The 22471-nt window shown below is 63.6% G+C and carries 17 protein-coding genes; 9 read left to right on the forward strand and 8 right to left on the reverse strand.

Going from position 1 to position 22471, the window contains the following annotated elements; genetic code table 11:
* Positions 1-43: 43 nt before the first annotated feature.
* Together AC1DYS_RS10355 and AC1DYS_RS10360 are read right to left on the reverse strand one after the other, a co-directional pair.
* Positions 44-481 (reverse strand): hypothetical protein, encoded by a 438-nt coding sequence (locus AC1DYS_RS10355; RefSeq protein ID WP_477898653.1) that lies wholly within the window; start codon positions 479-481, stop codon positions 44-46.
* 283 nt (positions 482-764) lie between these two features.
* Positions 765-1199, reverse strand: coding sequence for an energy transducer TonB (locus tag AC1DYS_RS10360; protein WP_477898655.1), 435 nt, complete (start codon positions 1197-1199; stop codon positions 765-767).
* A 489-nt stretch (positions 1200-1688) separates the two neighbouring features.
* On the opposite strand from AC1DYS_RS10360, the gene AC1DYS_RS10365 reads away from it, so the two are divergent.
* The 7 genes from AC1DYS_RS10365 (at position 1689) to AC1DYS_RS10395 (ending at position 6271) form a co-directional block, all read left to right on the forward strand.
* Positions 1689-2135 carry a hypothetical protein gene (locus AC1DYS_RS10365; protein ID WP_477898657.1) on the forward strand — a complete coding sequence of 149 codons (447 nt, stop codon included), beginning with the start codon at positions 1689-1691 and terminating at the stop codon, positions 2133-2135.
* Positions 2136-2777: 642 nt separating this feature from the next.
* Positions 2778-3176, forward strand: a complete 399-nt coding sequence (locus tag AC1DYS_RS10370) for a DUF7668 domain-containing protein (protein WP_477898658.1) — start codon at positions 2778-2780, stop codon at positions 3174-3176.
* Between the two features lie 118 nt (positions 3177-3294).
* Entirely contained in the window at positions 3295-3720 is a 426-nt protein-coding gene (locus AC1DYS_RS10375) for a DUF4304 domain-containing protein (RefSeq protein ID WP_477898660.1), read from the forward strand.
* A 92-nt stretch (positions 3721-3812) separates the two neighbouring features.
* Positions 3813-4226, forward strand: coding sequence for a hypothetical protein (locus AC1DYS_RS10380; RefSeq protein ID WP_477898662.1), 414 nt, complete (start codon positions 3813-3815; stop codon positions 4224-4226).
* A gap of 212 nt (positions 4227-4438) precedes the next feature.
* Entirely contained in the window at positions 4439-4843 is a 405-nt protein-coding gene (locus AC1DYS_RS10385) for a GFA family protein (RefSeq protein ID WP_477898664.1), read from the forward strand.
* 85 nt (positions 4844-4928) lie between these two features.
* Positions 4929-5702 carry a transporter substrate-binding domain-containing protein gene (locus AC1DYS_RS10390; RefSeq protein WP_477898666.1) on the forward strand — a complete coding sequence of 258 codons (774 nt, stop codon included), beginning with the start codon at positions 4929-4931 and terminating at the stop codon, positions 5700-5702.
* A 68-nt stretch (positions 5703-5770) separates the two neighbouring features.
* The gene (locus AC1DYS_RS10395) at positions 5771-6271 is read left to right on the forward strand and encodes a DinB family protein (protein WP_477898668.1); all 501 of its coding nucleotides are present in this window, start codon (positions 5771-5773) and stop codon (positions 6269-6271) included.
* An 81-nt stretch (positions 6272-6352) separates the two neighbouring features.
* On the opposite strand, the gene AC1DYS_RS10400 is transcribed toward AC1DYS_RS10395, so the two are convergent.
* A complete protein-coding gene (locus AC1DYS_RS10400) occupies positions 6353-6796 on the reverse strand; it encodes a GlcG/HbpS family heme-binding protein (RefSeq protein WP_477898670.1) in 444 nt (147 codons plus the stop codon).
* Positions 6793-7770 (reverse strand): MBL fold metallo-hydrolase, encoded by a 978-nt coding sequence (locus AC1DYS_RS10405; RefSeq protein ID WP_477898672.1) that lies wholly within the window; start codon positions 7768-7770, stop codon positions 6793-6795. Before AC1DYS_RS10405 ends, AC1DYS_RS10400 begins: the two co-directional genes overlap by 4 nt.
* A gap of 149 nt (positions 7771-7919) precedes the next feature.
* Between AC1DYS_RS10405 and AC1DYS_RS10410 the strand changes: the two genes are divergently transcribed.
* Positions 7920-8846, forward strand: a complete 927-nt coding sequence (locus AC1DYS_RS10410; protein ID WP_477898674.1) for a LysR family transcriptional regulator — start codon at positions 7920-7922, stop codon at positions 8844-8846.
* A 37-nt stretch (positions 8847-8883) separates the two neighbouring features.
* On the opposite strand, the gene AC1DYS_RS10415 is transcribed toward AC1DYS_RS10410, so the two are convergent.
* The 4 genes from AC1DYS_RS10415 to serC all read right to left on the reverse strand — a co-directional run bounded on the left by AC1DYS_RS10415 (position 8884) and on the right by serC (position 20776).
* Positions 8884-9705, reverse strand: a complete 822-nt coding sequence (locus AC1DYS_RS10415; protein WP_477898676.1) for a YihY family inner membrane protein — start codon at positions 9703-9705, stop codon at positions 8884-8886.
* Positions 9706-9792: 87 nt separating this feature from the next.
* Positions 9793-12600, reverse strand: coding sequence for an SPM autocatalytic domain-containing protein (locus AC1DYS_RS10420; RefSeq protein ID WP_477898678.1), 2808 nt, complete (start codon positions 12598-12600; stop codon positions 9793-9795).
* Between the two features lie 65 nt (positions 12601-12665).
* Positions 12666-19259, reverse strand: coding sequence for an SPM autocatalytic domain-containing protein (locus AC1DYS_RS10425; protein ID WP_477898680.1), 6594 nt, complete (start codon positions 19257-19259; stop codon positions 12666-12668).
* A gap of 434 nt (positions 19260-19693) precedes the next feature.
* Positions 19694-20776, reverse strand: a complete 1083-nt coding sequence (serC, locus tag AC1DYS_RS10430) for a 3-phosphoserine/phosphohydroxythreonine transaminase (RefSeq protein WP_477898682.1) — start codon at positions 20774-20776, stop codon at positions 19694-19696.
* An 87-nt stretch (positions 20777-20863) separates the two neighbouring features.
* On the opposite strand from serC, the gene sbcB reads away from it, so the two are divergent.
* Positions 20864-22297 carry an exodeoxyribonuclease I gene (gene sbcB / locus AC1DYS_RS10435; RefSeq protein WP_477898684.1) on the forward strand — a complete coding sequence of 478 codons (1434 nt, stop codon included), beginning with the start codon at positions 20864-20866 and terminating at the stop codon, positions 22295-22297.
* The last annotated feature ends 174 nt before the right edge of the window (positions 22298-22471 follow it).

The raw sequence follows: 22471 nt of genomic DNA on the forward strand, positions 1-22471 counted from the left end.
CTCAGTGTCGGAGGCTCCTGTTCCACGCGACCCGATCCGGGCGCTATTTCATATTCGGGTCTTTACGAAACGCATGGATTTCGATCTCGACTCGCCTTTGGGTGGCTCGCCCTCGCGGCGTGTTGTCCTGACTCTCATCGACGTCGACAAACTGAACAGGCACCGCCGTATCCAGGCCGGCGGCTTGAAAATATCGAAGGACAAACTCAGCCCGCTTGCGGGCGACGTTGTCACCGGGTAAAAGTTTTCTCTCATCAGGATCGGCGGAGCCACCGAGGGACATGGACCGCACCTCATAGGTTGTGCTGATGTGGTCAACCAATGATGCGAGCCTTTCAATATCCACGGGCCTGGGATAGCTCTCCAACGGATTGAAAAAGACGTCGGCTGCAAACGACACGTGCTGGGAGTTCTGCATCGGCGCGGGCGGCTGCAGTCGAACTTTCGGAGACTTCGGCGGTGGCAGGTTGTTCAGCTTCAAAAGAGCCGCAGCGGGAGCTTCGGGGGTACGGGTGCAATCTTGGGATATGGCTCGAAGCTTGGTCGGATCGTTTGACTGAGCCAGAACGCTCGGTGTGCAGCTGTCAGGCAGATCGTCGTACGCGAGGCTTGTGCACGCACTCAAGATTGCAACGATGCTAAGAAGCGCGGCTGCGCTACATGCTTGACTCACACTGTGTGTCTGCTTATTCACATGCACTCCGATTTGAAGGGGACAGCGTCAGAACTCCAAGTCTCGGCCGCCACAGCTGAGTCAGGCATTTTCAATCGGGAAGTCGGAAGCTGATTCGAATGTCTGTCTTCACGCTCACGATCTCACCGCCTCGGGTCGCTGGCGAGAACCGCCACATTCGTATCGCCTTGAGCGCGCTTTCAGAGAGAGCCTCGTCGGGGGACGACACAATTTCGACAGACGCCACAGTCCCGGCCTGTGTGATCGTGAACTTCACCACAACCGGCCCTTCGACATAGCGGTCGATGGCGTCTTGTGGCATCGCGGGCAGTTCGATGGCTAATACGCGAAGCCGCGCGTCGAGCCCCAGCCCCTTGCGCGTCTTTTCGGACTCGATCATTCGGGCCATGGCGTTTACCGCCATCTTGTAGGGCAGTTCCTCCGTCGTGTGAGCAAGGCGGTAGGTGTCGCCCGTCTGGTGATTCCGGCTCGCGCATCCCGCCGCGGCGATCGAGATGAGAAACACGATCAGGATTCTGTGCACTGGTAGGGGTTTCCAAAAAAAAAGCGCTGGGTTCAGCGTGCATCGCGTGCGTCTTGCGGCTCGGCACAACTGTACTGTTGAAGCTAACGCGACAAACGACCGGCCGCCGAGCTGCCGCCAGAATCGCCCAGCCGATCTCGGTTGGAGGCTGCCCCAGCCTCGGATTTTTAGGTGATCTGACGCGTCCGCCAAATCTCCAACGATGGGGTTGAAAAAAGGGGCTCGCATGGGAGGGGGGGAATGAAGCACAAATTGAAGTGGCGCATTGAGCCGATCGCGGTTGTCCGTTGCCGTCTGTCTAATTAACGTTTGGCGTCATAAGGAGCGCAGATGCTTAGCCTTGAGAGTAGTCGTTGGAGTTGATGAGACTTCGTACTTCCCATCGTGGCACTCTGTTGCCGGTCGCCGCTACGCGGCTAGTTCGGGATGGGGAAGTCCCTTCCATCCCTTAGTCCTCACTAGAGAGAACGAATGAAGTTTTTTACCCCCGAATGGTGGAAAAGCGCAGCGGGCGAAGATTTCTCTGCACACGAGAAGTACGCGGCTTACCTAGAGTCCGTGAAAACCTTGCTTCCAGCCGGACTGCTGGAACTGCAAGCCAAGCACACGCTGCACGACTCAGAAGTCAAGTCTCTTGTCAGTGACTTCAATGAACGAACTGTGGTCATGGTCCTGCATGGCTGGGACAGTCCGCTGGAAACACCAGTTCGATATGCGTTGCGGTTTTCTGACGTCAGCTACTTCGAGCAAATCTTGCCTCAGCAAGAATACGTAGAGTCCGAGCTTGGGGACCTCGGGTATTGGGAGTGCGAACTTCTTGATGCCGCCGTAGAAGTAAGAATGCTATTTGCTTCGTACGCTGAGTTTCGTATTGCCTTCAAGGGGTTCAGCTTTGAACACGTGCGTCGCGAGACCTAACCCTCTCTTCAAGCGTACGCGGACCTTGCATCGGTTTAGTTGACGCTCCCCCGGCAAGCCGCGTCATGCGGCTCCTGTCAAACGTTAGGCGCCTGAAATGCCAGCCTCGCTTCTTCAATTCGATCATCAAGATGGTGCGCTCTCATTTTCCATTGAGCGAGCCTCGTACCATCTATCGGAGGAGGGAACTTTCTGCTGTTCCATCTCGTGCAAGCTAAACCACGACTATGACTACATGTCAGCGCCGTGCTTTGCCGCTCACAATTTCGTGTTTGGAGGTGCTATTCGCGTCGGCCAAGTTCTAGAACTTGAGGCGAAGTATGAGCAAAGCCAGGGCGTTGAAGTGCCTCGTGTCCATCTCTATGCGGGTGCGCACTACGACCCATGGAACACGAGGTTGGAAGTGGTATCGATCGAGCCCAAGAGGCTCGGCATCAATGGTTCATTCATGACGCAGGATCCGAATTACTACGACGCTAGGGCCGAGAATACTCGCGCAACGTTTTTTGCCGTCTTCGTTGCAAGGCCTGTTTCAGAGCTTTGGTCACCTTACTAAGAAGAGGCGCCCAACTTGTCATACCAGCGGCTGCCTGCGGTATCCGATGAACTAAAACGTTAAATGCTGCAAGAAGCCCGCCGAGAATGAGTGATCACAACGTCGACGTTGAAGTTCTACCCGTCAAAGACTCGTCAAATGAGCGCCCCATCCCAACAGCTTGGCGGCCGATACTTCGCAAGATTGCGAGCTCTCTATGCGCGCACGACTATCAGCTGAAAACGGGCGTAGCGAGCGTGGAAGTCGTTTCGCCCGAGACAGCGCTGCACATCCAGAACTACATCCAAAGCTATGGAGCAACCTTGGTGGATCTGCCAGAGGAAAGCTGGGCCTCCTCCGTTTGCATCTGGTCAGGAAGCGATTGGGAAGCACTGGTCGATCTATGGACGCAAGAGGAAAGTCGCAGTGATCTGGTACTGAGCTTGCGTGTCACAGAAGTTGAGAGTGGCTTCAGTTTCAAGATTTACATGGTCTATGTACCCTAGCGATGGCAGAACGGACCAGCGCCAAGTTCTCTCGCTGAAGCCAACCTTTACATCGAGCTGACGTCCGGTTGGCTACGCCAGCCCGAGCCACAACTCATCTCAAACGTATGACGCCTCTATGCTGCCAGTCGAAATCGCAATCGCACCCGAATTGAAGTTGCGGGGGTTCAAGAAGAAGGCCGGCACTTGGTGGCGAACGACAGACGATTCCATTCAGGTAATTAATTTGCAGAAGAGTGCGTATGGTGAGGCGCTCTACACGAACCTTGGTATCTACGTCCGATCGCTGGGTTCGGAGCTCAGTCCACCTGAGTATCGATGTCACATTCGGGCGCGTCTTGAGAAAGTAACTCCAGATTCTCTGCACCTGCCAATACGATGTGCAACGGCCATCGGTCAGCCCAGTGAAGAGTTGCTCGAGGCCCTGCTGAGTTATGGAGTAGGGTGGCTTGAAGCGCTCGCGACGCCGAACGGGCGTCGAAGCCTTCTCGGTGAGGCATCCGCTGCGCATTGGTTCGTGGCGTACAGGGTGCGGGAAGCGTGACGGTCTGGCTTCAGCCTTCCATCCAACTGACCTGAGATGGGTTTTAACAGTCCGCTGCAGCGGCTTATGCCAAACGCTAGACGTCGAAGTACATGACCCAATTCCTACTCGTCGCATCGACGCACCCATACTCACAGTTCTCCAATTTGACGTTTTCTCGGGTGGACGAAGGATCGTTTCTTGCCGATGTCGCATCTGTGCTTTTCCCGAGTCGAAGAACATCGGTATGGAGCGTTGCTGCGGAAAGAAAAGAGACTGGAGAACTCGCGTATGAGGCAAGAGAAGAGATTCGTGCTGGAAAGAAGGTCGACGATACAACTCTAGGTTGCCTCGTCCAGCATGCAATGAACCGGCAGGATTCATTTGCCTTGTTCTACGCTGCTGATTTCGTGCAACTGCCAACGGCAAGAGCGCCGGAAAGCCTGCTTGGGCTCATTGACGAGCAACTGCGAGTGAATGATGGTTCCAGCCTTGAACTCTATGCTCTGTGGCGCGAAGACGCCTGAGCGTTTTCGCGAGAGGTGATTGCTAGCGGCTTCATCAACTTGCGTCCATATCAAGCCAGACGTTGAGTCTGCCAAGTGCTGCATGCCCGAAGTGGGGCGGTGGGCAGGCGTCACCTCAACGCTACTGACACCTCGTTGTCAGTAGCTCAGAGGCAAGATGGCATGCACGGCTGAAGCTTGCCGTTCCTCCAATCGATCAATCAGGAGTCGCCATGCTCAAGACCTACATCGGGAGCTGCCATTGCGGCGCCGTCCGCTTTGAGGCTGATATCGACCTCGCGCTCGGAACCGGTCGTTGCAATTGCTCCATCTGCACGAAGACACGAAGCTGGGGAACCATCATCAAGCCTGGGGCGTTTCGCCTCCTCGCTGGTGAGGAGCACCTCACTGAATACCAGTTCGGCTCTCACAGCGCTCACCACATGTTCTGCAAGACCTGCGGCGTGCGCCCGTTCGGCCGTGGATACGTCGAGCAAATCGGCGGTGACTATGTCTCGGTCCAGATCGCAGCCCTGGACAACGCGGAACCCGCCGAACTGATCGAGGCCCCGGTTCGATATTCAGACGGGCGCAACAACAGTTGGTGGAACGAACCTGCTGAAACGCGGCACCTGTAGCGTCCGTCCGCCTCCCGCAAACGAAAGTTCCTCTCGTGCGCAAGAAGTACGATCCCGTTCTCTCAATTCCATACCTGAGGCGACGATGCAACTTCGTGCAATTCTTTGGCTTGCGGGTGTCCTGGTGGCACAGGTTGCGGTCGCGCAGGATCTCCCGGCGTCTCGCCTCGATGCCGTTCAGAAGGCGAGCAAGCTGCGAGTCTGCACGCCGGGCGACTATCGGCCCTTCAGCCTCTTGCGCGCCGACGGCGGCTACGAAGGCATCGACATCGACCTGGTTCAATCGGCGGCGAAAGCGCTGGGTGTCGACGCGGAGATCGTGAAGTCTTCCTGGTCGACGTTGATGAAAGACTTCCAGGAGAAGTGTGACGTTGCGGTGGGGGGCATCTCCGTCACGCTGGAACGCCAGAAGTCAGCCTTCTTCACGGCGGCCTACATGGTCAACGGCAAGGCTCCGATCACGAAGTGCGAGAACGTCTCGAAGTTCCAGACGGTGGCCGACATCGACAAGCCCAGCGTCACGGTCATCGAGAATCCGGGTGGCAGCAACGAACGCTTTGCCCGCGCCAACTTCAAGCAGGCCAAGATCGTGATCTACAACGACAACACGACCATCTTCGACGAGATTCTCAAGGGCAATGCAGACGTCATGATCTCGGAGTCTGTCGAGACGATCGCCCAGCAGAAGCTTCGCCCCGGGCTTTGTGCCGTGAACCCCGACAAGCCGCTTCAGTACGGCGAGATGGCGTGGCTCGTGCCCCGTGGCGATTCGGTTTTCAAGGCGTGGATGGACCAGTGGCTTCATCTCGCCAAGGCGACCGGCGAGTACGACCGTGTCGTGGCACGCTGGCTTCGATAGGCTGCAGGCGCAAGGCACCGCAAGCAAGCCCGCCGGTTTCAAACCCTCCAACTCACCACGAGTCCGCCATGTCCACCGCAACATTGATCTCATTGTTTGGCTACAAGGCCTGGGCCAATTCGGAGCTGTTCGCCGTCTTGGGTACGCTCCCGGCAGAACGTGCGGACGAGGCTCACACCTGCATCCGCACGCTGAACCACATCTACGTGGTCGACAGAATCTTTCGCGCTCACCTCAGCGGAGAGCCGCGGCCGTTCGAGGCCACGAACACCAAGGCGACGCCATCACTGGGCCAGCTCCGAGAAGACGTCGCGGCCACCGATGCCTGGTACCAGAAATACGTCTCGGCGCTGACCGCAGATGAGCTGGCGCAGGTTCTGGACTTCACGTTCACCGACGGAGACCGTGGCCGCATGTCGCGAGAAGAGATGCTGCTTCACGTGGTCACTCACGGGGGGTATCACCGAGGCAATGTCGGGCAGGTCCTCAAGTCGATCTCGGTCGCTCCGCCACGCGATCTCTACACCAAGTTTCTGCATCAGAGCGAACCGGCACGCAGGGCGGGCTGACGACAGCTCACCGAGAAACCGGTAGCAAAGAAGCACGCGTGGCCGTTCTGCTTTGGCCGAGATCGGGCCGTGACGGCGTCTTCAGCCCTTGGCGGCAGTGGCGCTGAATCCAACCGACTCCAGCGCCGACTCTGCGATCTGCTGATCCTGCAGGTAGTCGCCGCCAGAGATGCCGATGGCGCCCACCAGTTGTACGCCGTCGAACACCGGCACGCCGCCGCCGACCGCAACGAATCGTGGGCGGTGCGAGAGTTGCGCCGCATTCGGATTCGCCAGGATCGCTGGCCACGCGTGCGTGGGCATGCCGAAGGACGCAGCCGTCCACGCCTTGTCGATGGCGATGTCGACGGTGAGGAACAGCGAGGCGTCGGTGCGCTCGAAGGCCCTGAGGTGGCCGCCAGCGTCCGTCACGGCAATGGAGACCTCCACGCCGATCTTCTTCGCCGCCTCTCCGGCGGCACTCACCAGCGCCGCGGCCGACTGTCGGCTGAGGGTTGCGGCGGTGAGCGTCTTGGCTGCGCTCATGGGCGCGCCTGCGTGAAGTTGACCGGCACCCACTGGTACTTCTTGCCCACGGCACGCAAGTGGCCGAGCCCCGGGAACTGGATGTGTGAGGCACCGATGAGGTCACCGTTCTTGGCAGCCTGAGTGAAGACCTTGTCACGCGTGAGCGCCGCGGCCTTTGCATCGCTGTCGAATGCAATCGTGACGGCCGGGTCATCGAGCTGCACGGCGGTCACGTGGATCAGGTCGCCGACCAGCAGCAGCTTCTGCCCCTTGCTCTCGATCACGTAGCTGGTGTGGCCTGCCGTGTGGCCGTAGCTCGAGTACGAGCGCACGCCTGGCGACAGCTCGGTGTTCGCTTCGAACGGCAGGTACTTGCTGGCCGTCACATACGGGTTCACGGACGCCATCGCGCCTTGGAAGAAGCCCTTGGAGGAGTCGGGCGCCTTGTCGAGATTCGCCTGGCTCAGCCAGAAGTCCGAGTCCCGTTTGTCGGCGCGGATCAGCGCATTGGGGAAGACGAGAGCACCGCCCGCGGCGAGGCCGCCGACGTGGTCGGGGTGCATGTGGGTTAGGTAGATCTCGTCGACTTGCTCGGGGGTGTATCCCGCGGCCTTGAGGTTGGCCACGAGCTTGCCGAGCGTGGGGCCGAACAGCGCGCCAGCTCCGGTGTCAACCAGGATGAGCTTCGCGCCGGTGTTGATCAGGTAGGCGTTGACAGAGGTCTCCACCGGGCTCTTCAGGAACGATTTGGCCAGCGCGGTGTTGACTCGCTTCGCGTCTTCTTTCAACAGCTGGTCGACCGGGAGGTCGACGGTGCCGTCGTTCAGCGCGGTGATCTCGAAGTCACCGACCATGATTCGATAGAACGCAGGCGCCGAGGCCTTGACCATCGGCGCTGCGGCATGCGCAGCCATGGGCGCAAAGGCCGAGAAAGCCAGGGTCGTGGCGAGCGTGGCGGCGTAGGCCAGTTTGGTGATGTGATGCATTGACATGAGTCGTCCAGTAAAGGCCAGTGAAGGCCGTGTGTTGCGGATGAACGGATTGTGTTGATTTGCGTTTATTGGAACAATCGGCCGCAATGCAAACATTGGTTGCGAAAAATGCAAAACAGATTCCGAAACCCAAACGCGCGAGGCCCTGAGTGATTGAGACCCTGCCGACCTTCGTGGCCGTTGCCGAAGCGGGCACCTTTTCAGAAGTGGCGCGCGTGCAGGGAGTCGCAGTCTCATCGGTCACGCGGCGAATCGATTCACTCGAGGCCGAGTTCGGAACCAAGCTCTTCAACCGCAGCTCGCGCCGCGTGCTTCTCACGGATGCCGGCGAGCAGTTCCTCGTGCGAGCCAAGAGCATCCTGGCGGACCTGGCCGATGCGAAGGAAAGCCTCACCGCCTCCAGCGCAGAACCGCGCGGCCTGCTCACCGTGACGGTGCCGTCGGCGTTCGGACGCCGGCACATCACGCCCGCTGTCGTCGAGTTCCTGAAGCAGTACCCGTCGATCGAGGTCGACCTTCACGTCAGCGACGAGATCATCGACCTGTCCGAACGACGGGTGGACGTTGCCATCCGCATCGGCTTGCTCCCGAGCAGCGATCTCGTCGCCACGCAGTTGGCCCCGCTGCGCCGCCTGGTGTGCGCCAGCCCGGCCTATCTGAAACGACATGGGCGGCCCGCTTCACCACTGGAACTGCTGGAGCACAACTGCCTCACGCTCGCGTCACGCCCGACGCCACCGGGCTGGTGGTCCTTCGCTGCGGTCAACAAAGGCTTGCCGCTGGCCGTGCGAGGGAATCTTCGTACCGACGACACAGAGTCGCATCTGCAGGCGGCATTGGCCGGCGTGGGCATCGCTCACCTGGGCACTTGGCTGGTGAGCGACGCGATCAAGAACCGGCGGCTTGTGTCCCTGTTCCCCGATGCAGAGCGTGCCGACAAGTACCTGCCGGGCATCCACGCAGTGCGCATGCCTGGCCGGTCGCACGCCACCAAGGCCCAGCTCTTCATCACTCATTTGCGCACCGTGTTCGGTGAGGTGCCCGCCTGGGATCGCGTGATTGCCGAGAGCCGGTGAGGTTGCCGCTGGCTTTGGCGAAGGTGCGCCGTGTTTTCTAGGGCCGCGGCACCTTGCGCGGACGCTGCCGCACTCTGGCGAGGTTCGACGTGATGAGCGCCGCAGTCAGCGTCACGAGCCATGACAGGTAGATCCACAGCAGGAACACCGGGAAGGCGGCGAACGTGCCGTACACGGCCTTGTAGGTCGGCACTTTCAGCAGGTAGGCCGCGAAGCCGCGTTTGCCCAACTCGAAACCGATGCTCGCGATCAGGCCGCCGACGAGGGCATCGCGCCGACGCACCTTGGTGTTCGGCACGAAGTAGAAGAGGCAAGTGAGCCCCACCAGGGCAAGCAGCAGCGGGCCGAGGTTCAGCACGAACTTGGCCGAGGGTGGCAGCGTTTCGAGCAGCCCCACCGAGGCGCCGAGCACGTAAGAGGTGGCCCACAGGCTCACGCCCACAACCGGCGGCCCGACGGCCAGCATCAGCAGGTACAGGCCGATCCGCTTGAGGAAGGGGCGGTTCTTCTTCACCTTCCAGATCTGGTTGAGCGCGTTCTCCACCGTGAGCAACAGCGCGACGGCCGTCAGCAGCACGAAGAGCGAGCCCAGCCAGGTCAGGCCATTGGCGTTGACCGCGAACTGGTTCAGGTACTTCAGCACCGTGCGCGAGATGTCGGCCGGCAGCAGGCTTTGCAGCAGGTAGTTTTCGATCGCCTGCTCGAAGCGGTCGAAGATGGGGAACCGCGTGAACAGCGCAAAGCACACCGCCAGAAACGGCACGATGGACAGCACGGTCGTGAAGGTGAGGCTGCCGGCGATCTGGGCCAGGCGTTCTTCTCTGGCGCGGCGAATGGTGAGTAGGGTCAGGCCGATCATGTGTCGCTCGAAATCGAGGCGCTGATTCGCCTCCTCCGAGGTCAGTCTATGCGAGCCGCGGCGCTGGGCCGCTGTCGGTCGACAGGCCTAGATCAACGGCATCGGTCGTGTGTCGCCAAAGCCTCGCGGCGGCGTGTGCGGCACGGCGGCATGCTCGTGAACGGCGGTTGGTGCAGGTGCCGCGGCAACGGCCAGCGAAGCGGGCAAGACCTCGGCCGCCGGCCCGGCCAGCAGCTCGCTCAGGTTCGGGGCGGCCGGTGCCGCCTCTCTGGCGAACCACACATCGGCCATCTCGTGCTGTGCGCCGTCGGCCGTGGTGTAGGTCGACACCAGGCCGATCAGGTTGCCGTTGTCCAGGGCGGTGCTCGTCTTCGCATGCAGGTCGAGCGAGACGATGCCGAGCTCGGCCAGGGTCTTCAGCTCGCCGGCGCTGGACACACCGTTGTGGTCGGCATCGACCCAGACACGCAGGTCCTTGAAGTGCGTGTCGGCTGCGCTCAGCTTGCCGTCGTGGTTGCTGTCTTCCAGCGCCATGGCGGCATAGCCGTTGCCGGCGCGCGTGCCATCGGCGCGCAGCGTGGCCACGCCGAAGAGCTCGGTGCCGTCGTTGATCTTGCCGTCGTGGTTGCGGTCCATCACCAGCAGGCCGTCGGTCGGCGCGACCCAGCCCACCTTGCCTGCGTGGCCGGTGCCGAGCACGTCGAAGTTCACGCCGTGGGACGCAGCCAGCGTGCGGATGCCGTTGCCGTCGAGGTCGAGCACGATGGGCGTGGCCTGCAGGAAGGCGTTGATCTGCGCGAGCGACATGGCACCGATGTCCTCCGCCTCGAAGGCGGCAATCTGCTCGGGCGACATCGCGAGGATGTCGGCAGTGCTCAGCGAGCCGATCTGCGCGGTGGTGAAGGCCGCGACCTGGTCTGTCGTCAGTGCCTGGATCTGGTCGGTGGTGAGCACGGCGATTTGCTGCGGGCGCAGGGCCGCAAACTGGTCGGTGCTCAGCTCGGCCACTTGCGAGGGCAGCAGCGAGTGGATTGCCGAGGTGTTCAGTGCGCGCAAGTCGGCGCTCTCCAACCCGATGATCTGCTCGGCGCTCAGCGCACCCACTTGGGCGCCGGTGAGGGCTGCGAAATGCGCGCTGTCGAATGCGTTCAGCTCGTCGGTCGCGAGCGAGCTGATGTGGTCGGTCGTCAGTGCCCGCATCTGGCCTGTGGTCAACGCGGCGAGCTGGTCGGAGCTGAGTGCGTTGAACTGCTCTGCCGACAAGGCCTGGATCGCGCCGGTGCCGAGCGCGCGAATGTCGGCAGTTTCGATCACTGCAATCTGGTCGCTGCCCAGCAGGCCGAGCTGATCGGACTGCAGCGCGGCGAACTGCCGCGTGCTCAGCGCGACGATGTCATCGCTGTTCAGGGCGCTGACCTGCACGGCATCCAGCGCGCGGATCTGCGCCGTGGTCAGCGCAACGATCTGGCCGGTGTTGAAGGCGTTCAGCGTGTCGGTCGACAGGCCGGCCACCTGCACGGCACTCAGCGAAGCAACCTGGGCGGTCGACAGGGCCGCCAGGTGAGTGGCATCGAGCGCGGCGAACTGGTCGCTCGACCACGCACGCAACGCGGCCGTGCTGAGCGCCTGCAGGTCGGCCGTCTCAAGCGTGGCGATCTGCCCGACCGACAGGCCCGCGCTCTGCGCCGAGCTGAGAGAGGCGAACTGCGCGGTGCTCAGCGCGTTCAGCGTGTCGCTGGCCAGCGAGCCGATCTGCGTCGAGGTGAGCGATGCCACCTGCGCTGTCGTCAGCGCGCCGATCTGCTGGCTGCCCAGCGCCTCGACCTGCTCGGGCGACAGCGAACGCAACGCGGCGGTGGTGAGCGCGCGCAGGTCGGCGCTCTCCAGCGCCGCGAGCTGCGAGGTGGTGATGCCGCCGATCTGCGTGCTGGTGAGCGAGGCGAACTGCGCTGTGCCCAGTGCATTCAGCTGTTCGGTGGCCAGGATGCCGAGCGAGGCGCCGGACAGCGCCCGAACCTGCGCGGTGGACAGCGCCTGAAAGTCGCTGCTCGACAAGCTGGCGAGCTGCTCGTTCGCGAGCGCTGCGATCTGGCCGGTCGACAGCGCCGCCACCTGGGCGGTCGTCAAGGCTCGCAGCTGGTCGCTCGACAGGGCGGCCAGCGCTAGCGGGTTGAGTGAGCGCAGGTCGGCGGTCTCGAGCACGGCCACTTGCGCGGTGGTGAGGGCAGCCGCCTGACCGGCGTTGAGCGCGCCGAACTGGGCTGTCGTCAGGCTGCGCAAGTCGTCCGACGACAGGCTGACGATCTGGTCGCTCGTGAGCGCGCCGATCTGCGCCGCATTGAGCGCAGCGAGCTGGGCAGTGCTGAGCAACGCCAGGTCGGCGGTGGTGAGCGCCGCGACCTGGTCGGTACTCATCGACGCGATCTGGGTGCTCGTCAACACGGCCATCTGCGCCGTGCTCAGTGCGTTCAGCTCGGCGGTGGTGAGCTGTGGAATCTGTGCGCTGGTGAGCGACACCACTTGCGCGGTTGTCAGCAGCGGGATCTGCGTCAGCGTCAGCGAATCGAGCTGCGCCGCGCTCAAGCCGCGGATGGCCGCGCTGCTGAGCGCGCGCAGGTCGGCCGTCTCCAATGCAGGGATCTGCAGCGTGGTCATGGCGCCGGCCTGCGCGGGCGTGAATGCGGCGAACTGCGTCGCCGTCAGCGCATTCAGCTCGGCCGTGCTCATGGCCGCGATTTCCGCGGGCGTGAGCGCGCGCGCCTGCGCATCGGTGAGCGGGCCGCTTTCGGCGGCGCTCCCGGGCAGGGCGATGTGCTGCGAGTGGCCGAACCGCGCTTTCAGCGCGCGGATCGGCGCCTCGCCCGTTGCCCACTTGAGCAATTGCGAGAACTTCATGGGCCGGGACTAGAGTTCGGATCGGGCCACGGCGATCGCGGTGAAGCGATTGCCCTGGCCGTGGATCAGATCAGCGGTTGCTGCTTGTTGTCGTCGACCGGCAGGATGCTCTGGCTGATGGCCACCACCGGTGCCGGTGCAACCACCGCGGCGTGGGCCGTGGTCGATGCGGGCAGCACGTCGGCGGTCGGGCCGGCCAGCAGTTCGCTGAGTGCCGGTGCCGTCGTCGTGGCAGCGGTCGTGTCCTTGGCGAAGTACACGTCGGCCATCTGGTGCGTGGCACCGTCGGCGGTGGTGTAGCTCGACACCATCCCCAGCAGGTTGCCGTTGTCCATCTGCGAGCCCGTCACGTGGTTCAGGTCGAGCGAGACGATGCCGAAGTCCGCCAGGCCATGCAACTCGCTCGCGTCGCTCTTGCCGTCGTGGTTGCCGTCGACCCAGACCTTGATGTCCTTGAAGTGGGCATCGGCGGTCGTGAGCTTGTGGTCGTGGTTCGTGTCTTCCAGTGCCAGGGCCGCGTAACCGTTGCCGGCGCGGGTGCCGTCAGCATTCTTCGTGGCCACACCGAACAGCTCGGTGCCGTCGTTGATCTGGCCGTCGTGGTTGCGGTCCATGACCAGCAGGCCGCTGTTGCCGGTGATCCAGCCCACCTTGTTCGTGGTGCCGGTGCCGTTCAGGTCGAAGTGCACGCCGTTGGCTGCCGAGGTCGTGTGGATGCCGGTGCCGTCGAGGTCGAGCACGATCGGCGTGGCGCCGAAGAAGGCGTCGAGCTGTGCCGACGACATCACACCCACATCGCCACCTTCGAAGGCCGAGATCTGCGTCATCGTCATCGCACCGATTTCAGCCGTGGTCAGGGCCACGATCTGGTCGGTCGTGAAGGCCACGATCTGGTCTGTGGTCAGCGCGTGCATCTGAGCCGTCGTGAAGTGCGCGACCTGGTTGGCGGTCAGTGTCTGGAACTGGTCGGTCGTGATGGCCTGGACCTGATCGGTCGTCAGCGATGCGAACGAGGCGTTGCCCAGGGCGCGCAGGTCGGCGCTTTCCAGCGTCGAGATCTGCGTCGTCGTGAGGTGCGAGATCTGGTTCGTGGACATCACCGAGAACTGGGCCGCGGTGAACGCGTTCAGGTCGTCGGACGCCAGGCCAGCCAGCTGCGAGGTGGTCAGGTTCATCACCTGGCCGCCCAGCGACGTGAGTTGCGTCGTGGTCAGTTCGGCCAGTTGCGCATCCGTCAGGGCGCGCAGCGTGGTCGAGGTCAGGGCACGCAGGTCGTTGGTTTCGATCACCGAGATCTGGTCGGTGGTCAGGGCCACGATCTGCGCTGCCGAGAACGCGGCGAACTGGGCCGTGGTCAGTGCAACCAGCGAGTCGGTCTCCAGGCTGCCGATCTGGCCGTTGGTCAGCGAGCTGATTTCCGAGGTGGTGAAGGCCGCGAACTGGGTCGTCGTGAAGGCATTCAGGTGATCGGTGGTCAGCGACGCGACGGTCGAGCCCAGGCTGGCGACTTGTGCGGTCGTCAGTGCAGCAAGGTTGTCGGTGCTCAGCGCGTTCAGCTGGTCGGTGCTCCAGGAATGGAGTGCCGCCGTGCTCAGGGCGCGCAGGTCGGCCGATTCCAGCGTGGAGATCTGGTCGGTGGTCAGCGCCTGGGCCGCTGCAGTGCTGAACGAGGCGAACTGCGCCGAGGTCATCGCATTCAGGTTGGTGCTGCTCAAGCCCGCGATCTGGTCGCTGCTCAGCGCGCCGACCTGGGCGGTGCTCAGGGCCACCATTTCATCGGACGTCAGCGCATTGAGCTGGGCGGTGTCCAGGGAACGCAGAGCCGCGGTGCTGATGGCGCGCAGGTCGGCGGTCTCCAGCTGCGAGAGCTGGTCGCTGGTCAGTGCGTGCACCTGAGCGGTCGTCAGGGCGGCGAACTGGCCGGTCGTCATGGCACGCAGGTCAGCCGATTCGAGTGTGCTGATCTGGTCGCTCGTCAGGCCGACGACTTGCGAGGTCGTGAGCGCGGCGAACTGGGCGGTGCCGAAGGCGTTCAGGTGGTCCGAAGCCATCGACGCGAGGGCGCTGGTGCTCAGGGCGCTCACTTGAGCCGTGGTCATCGCGGCCAGGTTGTCGGTGCTCAAGGCGCCGAACTGGTCGGTGCTCCAGGCACGCAGCGAAGCCGAGCTCAGGGCACGCAGGTCGGCAGACTCCAGTGCGCTGATCTGGTCGGTTGTCAGGGCCTTGGCGGCGGCGGTCGTGAGCGAAGCGAATTGCGTCGAGCTCAGCGCGTTCAGGTTGGTCGTGCTCAGGCCGGCCACTTGGTCGGTCGTCAACGAGCCGATCTGGGCGGTGGTGAGGGCGACCATCTGGTCGGAGGTCAGCGCATTCAGCTGATCGCTGCCCAGCGAACGCAGGGACGTCGAGCTGATAGCACGCAGGTCGGCGGTCTCGATCTGCGACATCTGGTCGGTCGTCAGAGCGTGGACCTGTGCGGTCGTCAGCGCAGCGAACTGGCCAGTGGTCAGGGCACGCAGGTCAGCGGATTCCAGCGTGCTGAACTGGTCGGAGCCGAGGGCGGCGACTTGCGCCGTCGTCATCGCAGCGAACTGCGCGGTGCCGAAGGCATTGAGGTGATCGGAAGCCAGCGACGACAGTTCTGTCGTTGTGAGCGAAGCGACTTGAGCCGTCGTCATCGCGGCCAGGTTGTCGGTGCTCAAGGCGCCGAACTGGTCGGTGCTCCAGGCACGCAGGGCCGACGAGCTCAGGGCACGCAGGTCGGCAGACTCCAGGGCGCTGATCTGGTCGGTGGTGAACGCCTTGGCGGCGGCCGTCGACAGCGAAGCGAACTGGGTCGAGCTGAGTGCGTTCAGGTTGGTCGTGCTCAGGCCAGCGACCTGGTCGGTGGTGAGTGCGCCGACTTGCGCCGTCGTCAGGGCCACCATCTGGTCGGAGGTCAGTGCATTCAGCTGGTCGCTGCCGAGCGAGCGCAGTGCGGTCGAGGTGATCGCACGCAGGTCGGCCGTCTCCAGTTGCGACATCTGGTCGGTGGTCAGCGCATGGATCTGCGCTGTGGTCATCGCAGCGAACTGGCCGGTGCTCAGGGCACGCAGGTCAGCCGATTCGAGGGTGCTGATCTGGTCGCTGGTGAGGGCGGCCACTTGAGCCGTCGTCATCGCAGCGAATTGCGCGGTGCCGAAGGCGTTGAGGTGATCCGAGGTCAAGGACGACAGCTCGGTCGTGGTCAACGAAGCCACTTGACCCGTGGTCATCGCGGCCAGGTTGTCGGTGCTCAGCGCGTTGATCTGGTCCGTGGTCCAGGCACGCAGGGCCGACGAGCTGAGGGCGCGCAGGTCAGACGATTCGAGCGCGGAGATCTGGTCCGTCGTCATGGCGCGGGCCTGGGCGCTGGTCAGCGATGCGAATTGCGGCGCCGAGGTGAGGGCGTTCAGGTTGGTCGTGCTCAGGCCGGCAATCTGGTCGCTGCTCAGCGCGCCCAGCTGGGCCGTGGTGAGGGCAGCAATCTGATCAGAGGTCAGCGCGTTGAGGTGGTCGGTGCCGAGCGAGCGCAGGGCGGTCGAGCTGATCGAGCGCAGGTCGGCTGTTTCCAGCTGCGACATCTGGTCGGTCGTCAGGGCGTGCACTTGTGCGCTGGTCATCGCAGCGTACTGGCCGGTGGTCAGGCCGCGCAGGTCAGCGGATTCGAGGGTGCTGACCTGGGCGCTGGTGAGGGCGGCCACTTGCGCGGTCGTCATGGCCGCGAACTGCGCGGTGCCGAAGGCATTCAGGTGATCCGAAGCCAGCGATGCCAGTGCGTCCGTCGTGAGGGAAGCGACCTGGGCCGTGGTCATCGCGGCAAGGTTGTCGGTGCTCAGGGCGCCGAGCTGGTCGGTGCTCCAGGAACGAAGCGAAGCCGAGCTCAGGGCGCGCAGGTCAGCGGACTCCAGCGTGGAGATCTGGTCGGTCGTCAGCGCATGGGCGGCGGCGGTCGTCAGCGAGGCGAATTGCGTTGAGCTGAGGGCGTTCAGGTTGGTCGTGCTCAGGCCGGCGACCTGGTCGGTCGTCAGCGAGCCGATCTGGGCGGTAGTGAGTGCGACCATCTGGTCGGAGGTCAGCGCGTTCAGTTGGTCGCTGCCGAGCGAGCGCAGCGCGGTTGAGCTGATCGCACGCAGGTCGGCGGTCTCGATCTGCGACATCTGGTCGGTCGTCAGCGCGTGGACCTGTGCGGTCGTCAGCGCAGCGAACTGGCCGGTGCTGAGGGCACGCAGGTCAGCCGATTCGAGTGTGCTGAACTGGTCGGAGCCGAGGGCTGCCACTTGAGCCGTCGTCATCGCAGCGAACTGGGCGGTGCCGAAGGCGTTCAAGTGATCGGAGGCCAGCGACGAGAGTTCGGTCGTGGTCAACGAGGCGACTTGCGCCGTCGTCATCGCGGCCAGGTTGTCGGTGCTCAAGGCGCCGAACTGGTCGGTGCTCCAGGCACGCAGGGCCGACGAGCTCAGGGCGCGGAGGTCAGACGATTCGAGCGCGGAAATCTGGTCGGTCGTCAGTGCCTTGGCGGCGGCTGTCGACAGCGAGGCGAACTGGGTCGAAGTCAGCGCGTTGAGGTTGGTCGTGCTGAGGCCGGCGATCTGGTCGGTGCCGAGGGCGCCGACTTGCGCCGTCGTCAGGGCGACCATCTGGTCGGAGGTCAGTGCGTTCAGCTGGTCGCTGCCGAGCGAGCGCAGGGCAGTCGAGGTGATCGCACGCAGGTCGGCGGTCTCGATCTGCGACATCTGGTCGGTCGTCAGGGCGTGGACCTGTGCGGTCGTCAGTGCAGCGTACTGGCCGCTGCTGAGGGCGCGCAGGTCAGCCGATTCGAGGGTGCTGATCTGGTCGCTGGTGAGGCCGGCCACTTGCGCGGTCGTCATCGAAGCGAACTGGGCGGTGCCGAAGGCGTTCAGGTGATCAGAGGCCAGCGATGCGAGTGCGCCGGTGGTGAGTGCGGCCACTTGCGAGGTGGTCATCGCTGCGAGGTTGTCGGTGCTCAGTGCGCCGAACTGGTCGGTGCTCCAGGCGCGCAGCGCGGACGAGCTCAGGGCACGCAGGTCGGCAGACTCCAGGGCGCTGATCTGGTCGGTCGTCAGCGCCTTGGCGGCAGCCGTCGTCATCGACGCGAACTGGGTCGACGTCAGCGCGTTCAGGTTCGTGGTGCTCAGGCCAGCGATCTGGTCGGTGCCGAGGGAACCGACTTGCGCGGTCGTCAGGGCGACCATCTGGTCGGAGGTCAATGCGTTGAGCTGGTCGCTGGACAGCGAGCGCAGCGCGGCGGAGCTGATGGCACGCAGGTCGGCGGTCTCAAGCTGCGACATCTGGTCGGTCGTCAGCCCATGGATCTGTGCCGTGGTCATCGCGGCAAACTGGCTGGTGCTCAGGGCACGCAGGTCAGCCGATTCGAGGGTGCTGATCTGGTCGCTGGTGAGGCCGGCGACTTGGGCGGTCGTCATCGCAGCGAACTGCGCGGTGCCCAAAGCATTCAGGTGATCGGAAGCCAGCGATGCGAGTGCGTTGGTGGCAAGCGCAGAGACTTGCGAGGTCGTGAGGGCGGCCAGGTTGTCGGTGCTCAGGGCGCCGAACTGGTCGGTGCTCCAGGCACGCAGGGCTGACGAGCTCAGGGCGCGCAAGTCAGACGACTCGAGCGCGGAAATCTGGTCCGTCGTCAGCGCCTTGGCGGCGGCCGTCGTGAGCGACGCGAATTGCGTCGAGCTCAGCGCGTTCAGGTTGGTGGTGCTCAGGCCAGCGATCTGGTCGGTGCCGAGGGCGCCGACTTGCGCCGTCGTCAGGGCCGCCATCTGGTCGGAGGTGAGTGCGTTGAGCTGGTCGCTGGACAGCGAGCGCAGCGCGGCGGAGCTGATGGCGCGCAGGTCGGCGGTCTCGAGCTGCGACATCTCATCGGTCGTCAGCGCCTTCACTTGCGCCGTGGTCAACGCGGCGAACTGGCCGGTGCTCAGGGCACGCAGGTCGCTCGATTCGAGGGTGCTGATCTGGTCACTGGTGAGGCCGGCGACTTGCGCCGTGGTCATTGCGGCGAACTGGGCGGTGCCGAACGCATTCAGGTGATCGGAGGCCAGCGAGGCGAGGGTGCTGCTGGCGAGCGCGGCCACTTGCGAGGTCGTCAAGGCGCTGAGGTTGTCAGTGCTCAGGGCGCCGAACTGGGTGCTGTCCCACGAGCGAAGGGCAGCGGTGCTGAGGGCGCGAAGGTCAGACGATTCCAGCGTGGAGATCTGGTCGCTCGTCAGTGCGTGAGCCTGGGTGCTGGACAGCGCGGCGAACTGCGTGCTGCTGAGGGCGTTCAGGTTGGCGGAGTTCAGGGTCGAGATCTGGCTGGTGGTCAGCCAACCGATCTGGCTGGTCGTCAGCGCAGGGAACTGGTCGCTCGTGAAGTAGCCGAGCTGATCGCTCGTCAGCGTGCGGATCGCCGCCGAGCCGAGGGCGCGCAGGTCGTTTGTTTCCAGCATCGGAATCTGGTCAGACGTCAGCGTCTGAATGCCCGCGGTCGAGATCGCGGCGACCTGCGCGGAGGTCAGCGCAACGATCTGATCGGTGCGAAACGCCGCCCAATCGTCAGTTGTCAAACCAGCGATGGTCTTGGTCGACAGACCGGCGATGACAGCGGTGCTTAGATTCGGGATATAGCTGGCCATGGTGTGTCCTAGTTCGCTTGTTCAGTGATTCCGGTCAACGGCAGAGAGGCAACCTTCTTGGTTGGCAACACGGCTATCTGACGCAGAACGGTTGGTTTCACTTGGGTACTTCAGGGCGGTTGGTTCTTGCGTCGCAGACCGCGACGCGGCCACGAGGAAAGTCCCTTTCTCCCATTCCCTCGGAATATCGGTCCCGCGTCAGTTCGACTTAAGGCGGATTTGCAGGCCCTAAACAGCGCAGTTCGTGACTTGATGTTGGAGTTGGCAAGTTGCCTGCATGGCGACAGAGACATTCGTCACGAATGGCGTACCACCTAGGGAAACTGCTGACAAAAAAGGGCCCTGCCGTTTCCGGCAGGGCCCCTGTGTCTTTTCTCTATCCGTGCGTGTTGCTTGTTCTTATATGAAGGGCCGCTCAGGCGGCCGTCGCACCCTCAACCGTGGCGAGCAGCGAACTCCTTCATGTAGTCGGCCAGGGCTTGCACGCCTTCGACCGACATGGCGTTGTAGATCGACGCGCGCATGCCGCCCACCGAGCTGTGGCCCTTGAGCTGGCGCATGCCGCGTTCTTCAGCGCCCTTCAGGAAGGGTTCGTTGAGCCGGTCGTCGCGCAGCGTGAAGGGCACGTTCATCAGCGAGCGGTCTCCGCGGGCGACGGGGTTGGTATAGAACGGCGTGGCGTCGAGCAGGTCGTACAGCAAGGCGGCCTTGCGGCGGTTGCGCTGCTCCATGGCCGTCAGCCCGCCTTGCGCCTTCAGCCACTTGAACACCAGCCCGGCGATGTAGATCGCGTAGGTGGGCGGCGTGTTGAGCATGGAGTCGGCATCGGCCTGCTGCTTGAAGTCGAAGGCCGAGGGCGTGATGGGCAGGGCGCCGCCGAGCAGGTCGTCGCGCACGATCACCACGGTGAGGCCCGAGGGGCCCATGTTCTTTTGCGCGCCGGCAAAGATCAGCCCGTAGCGGCTGACCTCGATCGGGCGCGAGAGGATGCTCGACGACATGTCGGTCACCAGCGGCACGCTGCCGGTGTCCGGCACCCAGTGGTACTCGACGCCACCGATGGTCTCGTTGGAGCAGATGTGCACGTAGGCGGCGTTCTTGTCGAGTTGCCAGGTGTCGCGCGGCGGGATGCGCGTGAAGCGCTCAGCCTCGGAACTGGCGGCCACGTTGGCGGTGGCGTACTTCTTCGCTTCCTTGATCGACTTGGTGGCCCACGAGCCGGTGTTGATGAAGTCGATGCTGGTTTTGCCGCGCAGCAGGTTCATCGGCACGATGGCGTTCTGGCCGATGCCGCCGCCTTGCAGGAACAGCAGCTTGTAGTTGGCGGGCAGGCCGACCAGCTCGGCGAAGTCGGCCTGGGCTTGTGCGTGAATGGCCATGAACTCCTTGCCGCGGTGGCTCATCTCCATGACCGACATGCCGGAGCCGTTCCAGTCGAGCATCTCTTCGGCGGCCTGTTGCAGCACGGGCTCGGGCAGCGCGGCGGGGCCGGCGCTGAAGTTGAAAACGCGGGTCATGCAAGGGTCTCCGGGGGCGATGGAAAAACGAGTCCGTCAGCTTAGCCGATGGCAGTCGGCGTCGAGGGCCTGCTAGATTGCGGCCATATGACCGATACGACCTTCTACTGGCACGACTACGAAACCTTTGGCCGCGTGCCCCGGCGTGACCGGCCTTCGCAATTTGCCGGCGTGCGCACCGACGCCGACCTGAACGAGATCGGCGAGCCGGTGATGATCTATTGCCAGCCTGCGCCCGACTACCTGCCCGAGCCCGAGGCGTGCCTGCTCACCGGCATCCTCCCGCAGACCTGCCTGGCCCAGGGTGTGCCCGAGCATGCGTTCGCCAATGTCATCGAGAAGGAGCTGGCCAAGCCCGGCACCATCGGCGTGGGCTACAACTCGATCCGCTTCGACGACGAGGTCACGCGCCATCTCTTCTGGCGCAACCTGATCGACCCGTATGCCCGCGAATGGCAAAACCAGTGCGGCCGCTGGGATCTGCTTGACGTGGTGCGCGTGACCTGGGCGCTGCGCCCAGAGGGCATCGAGTGGCCGAAGCACGAAGACGGCCGGCCCTCGTTCAAGCTCGAGCACCTGACCAAGGCCAACGGCCTGACGCACGAGGCGGCGCACGATGCCTTGTCGGACGTGCGAGCGACCATCGCCATGGCGCGACTGATCAAGAGCCGCCAGCCCAAGCTGTGGGACTTCTGCCTGCGCCTGCGCAAGAAAGACGAGGTGGTTCGCGAGATGGGCGTTGGCAAGCCCTTCCTGCACGTCTCGGGCATGTATGGCGTGGAGCGTGGCGGCATTGCGCTGGTCTGGCCTCTTGCGCCGCACCCGACGAACAAGAACGAAGTCATCGTGTGGGACCTGGCGGTCGACCCGTCGGAGCTGTTCACGTTGGGCGTCGATGCGATCCGCCAGCGCATGTTCAGCAAGACCGACGACCTGCCCGAGGGCGTGACGCGCCTGCCGATCAAGACCATCCACATCAACAAGTCGCCGATCGTGGTGGGCAACTACAAGCCCTTCGGCGTCACCATGGCCGAGAAGTGGAGCCTGGACATCGACCAGTCGCTTCGCCATGCCGAACTGGCGGCTGAGAAAGGCCAGCTGCTGGCCGGCATGTGGCCTGCCGTTTTCGAGCGGCCGGCGCCCGACAGCAAGCCCGACGTCGACGAAGACCTGTACGGCGGCTTCATCGGCAACGAAGACCGGCGCACCCTCGAGCGCCTGCGCGGGCTCAGCCCCTCGCAGCTGGCCGACAAGCGACCGGCGTTTGCGGACAAGCGGCTGGATGAGCTCTTCTTCCGCTACCGCGCGCGCAACTTCCCCGGCACGCTCAGCGACGTGGAGACGCAGCAATGGCTGGAGCACTGTGCGCACCGCCTGCACGACGGTGCCGGCGGCGCGCTGACGCTGCAGGCCTTCATGGAACGCGTCGACCTGCTGGAAGAAACGGCGGACGAGCGGGGGCAGGACATCCTCGGCGCACTGGTCGACTACGCGACCGAGATCGCCCCCGAACGCGACTGAGTCGACGGCGCCGCCCGGGGCAGGGCGGGCTGCGCACACTCTGTTCGAGGGGTCGCCAAAGTCGCTGCAGGGCGCAAAGATCGATTGGATCTTTGACGTGACCGAGAGGTGGTGCTGCGATGGTGCGTGACTCCCGAGCCAAACTCGCCTGCCTGGCCCTGCCGTTCCTCTTTG

The sequence above is a fragment of the Rhizobacter sp. P2_G4 genome (assembly GCF_056403575.1).

Excerpts from the sequence above, each read along its gene's own strand:
- AC1DYS_RS10370 (WP_477898658.1), top strand. The coding sequence starts at position 2,778 with ATGAGTGATCACAACGTCGACGTTGAAGTTCTACCCGTCAAAGACTCG.
- sbcB (WP_477898684.1), top strand. The coding sequence starts at position 20,864 with ATGACCGATACGACCTTCTACTGGCACGACTACGAAACCTTTGGCCGC.
- serC (WP_477898682.1), bottom strand. The coding sequence starts at position 20,776 with ATGACCCGCGTTTTCAACTTCAGCGCCGGCCCCGCCGCGCTGCCCGAG.
- AC1DYS_RS10400 (WP_477898670.1), bottom strand. The coding sequence starts at position 6,796 with ATGAGCGCAGCCAAGACGCTCACCGCCGCAACCCTCAGCCGACAGTCG.
- AC1DYS_RS10375 (WP_477898660.1), top strand. The coding sequence starts at position 3,295 with ATGCTGCCAGTCGAAATCGCAATCGCACCCGAATTGAAGTTGCGGGGG.
- AC1DYS_RS10390 (WP_477898666.1), top strand. The coding sequence starts at position 4,929 with ATGCAACTTCGTGCAATTCTTTGGCTTGCGGGTGTCCTGGTGGCACAG.
- AC1DYS_RS10395 (WP_477898668.1), top strand. The coding sequence starts at position 5,771 with ATGTCCACCGCAACATTGATCTCATTGTTTGGCTACAAGGCCTGGGCC.
- AC1DYS_RS10365 (WP_477898657.1), top strand. The coding sequence starts at position 1,689 with ATGAAGTTTTTTACCCCCGAATGGTGGAAAAGCGCAGCGGGCGAAGAT.
- AC1DYS_RS10415 (WP_477898676.1), bottom strand. The coding sequence starts at position 9,705 with ATGATCGGCCTGACCCTACTCACCATTCGCCGCGCCAGAGAAGAACGC.
- AC1DYS_RS10405 (WP_477898672.1), bottom strand. The coding sequence starts at position 7,770 with ATGTCAATGCATCACATCACCAAACTGGCCTACGCCGCCACGCTCGCC.
- AC1DYS_RS10385 (WP_477898664.1), top strand. The coding sequence starts at position 4,439 with ATGCTCAAGACCTACATCGGGAGCTGCCATTGCGGCGCCGTCCGCTTT.
- AC1DYS_RS10425 (WP_477898680.1), bottom strand. The coding sequence starts at position 19,259 with ATGGCCAGCTATATCCCGAATCTAAGCACCGCTGTCATCGCCGGTCTG.
- AC1DYS_RS10420 (WP_477898678.1), bottom strand. The coding sequence starts at position 12,600 with ATGAAGTTCTCGCAATTGCTCAAGTGGGCAACGGGCGAGGCGCCGATC.
- AC1DYS_RS10380 (WP_477898662.1), top strand. The coding sequence starts at position 3,813 with ATGACCCAATTCCTACTCGTCGCATCGACGCACCCATACTCACAGTTC.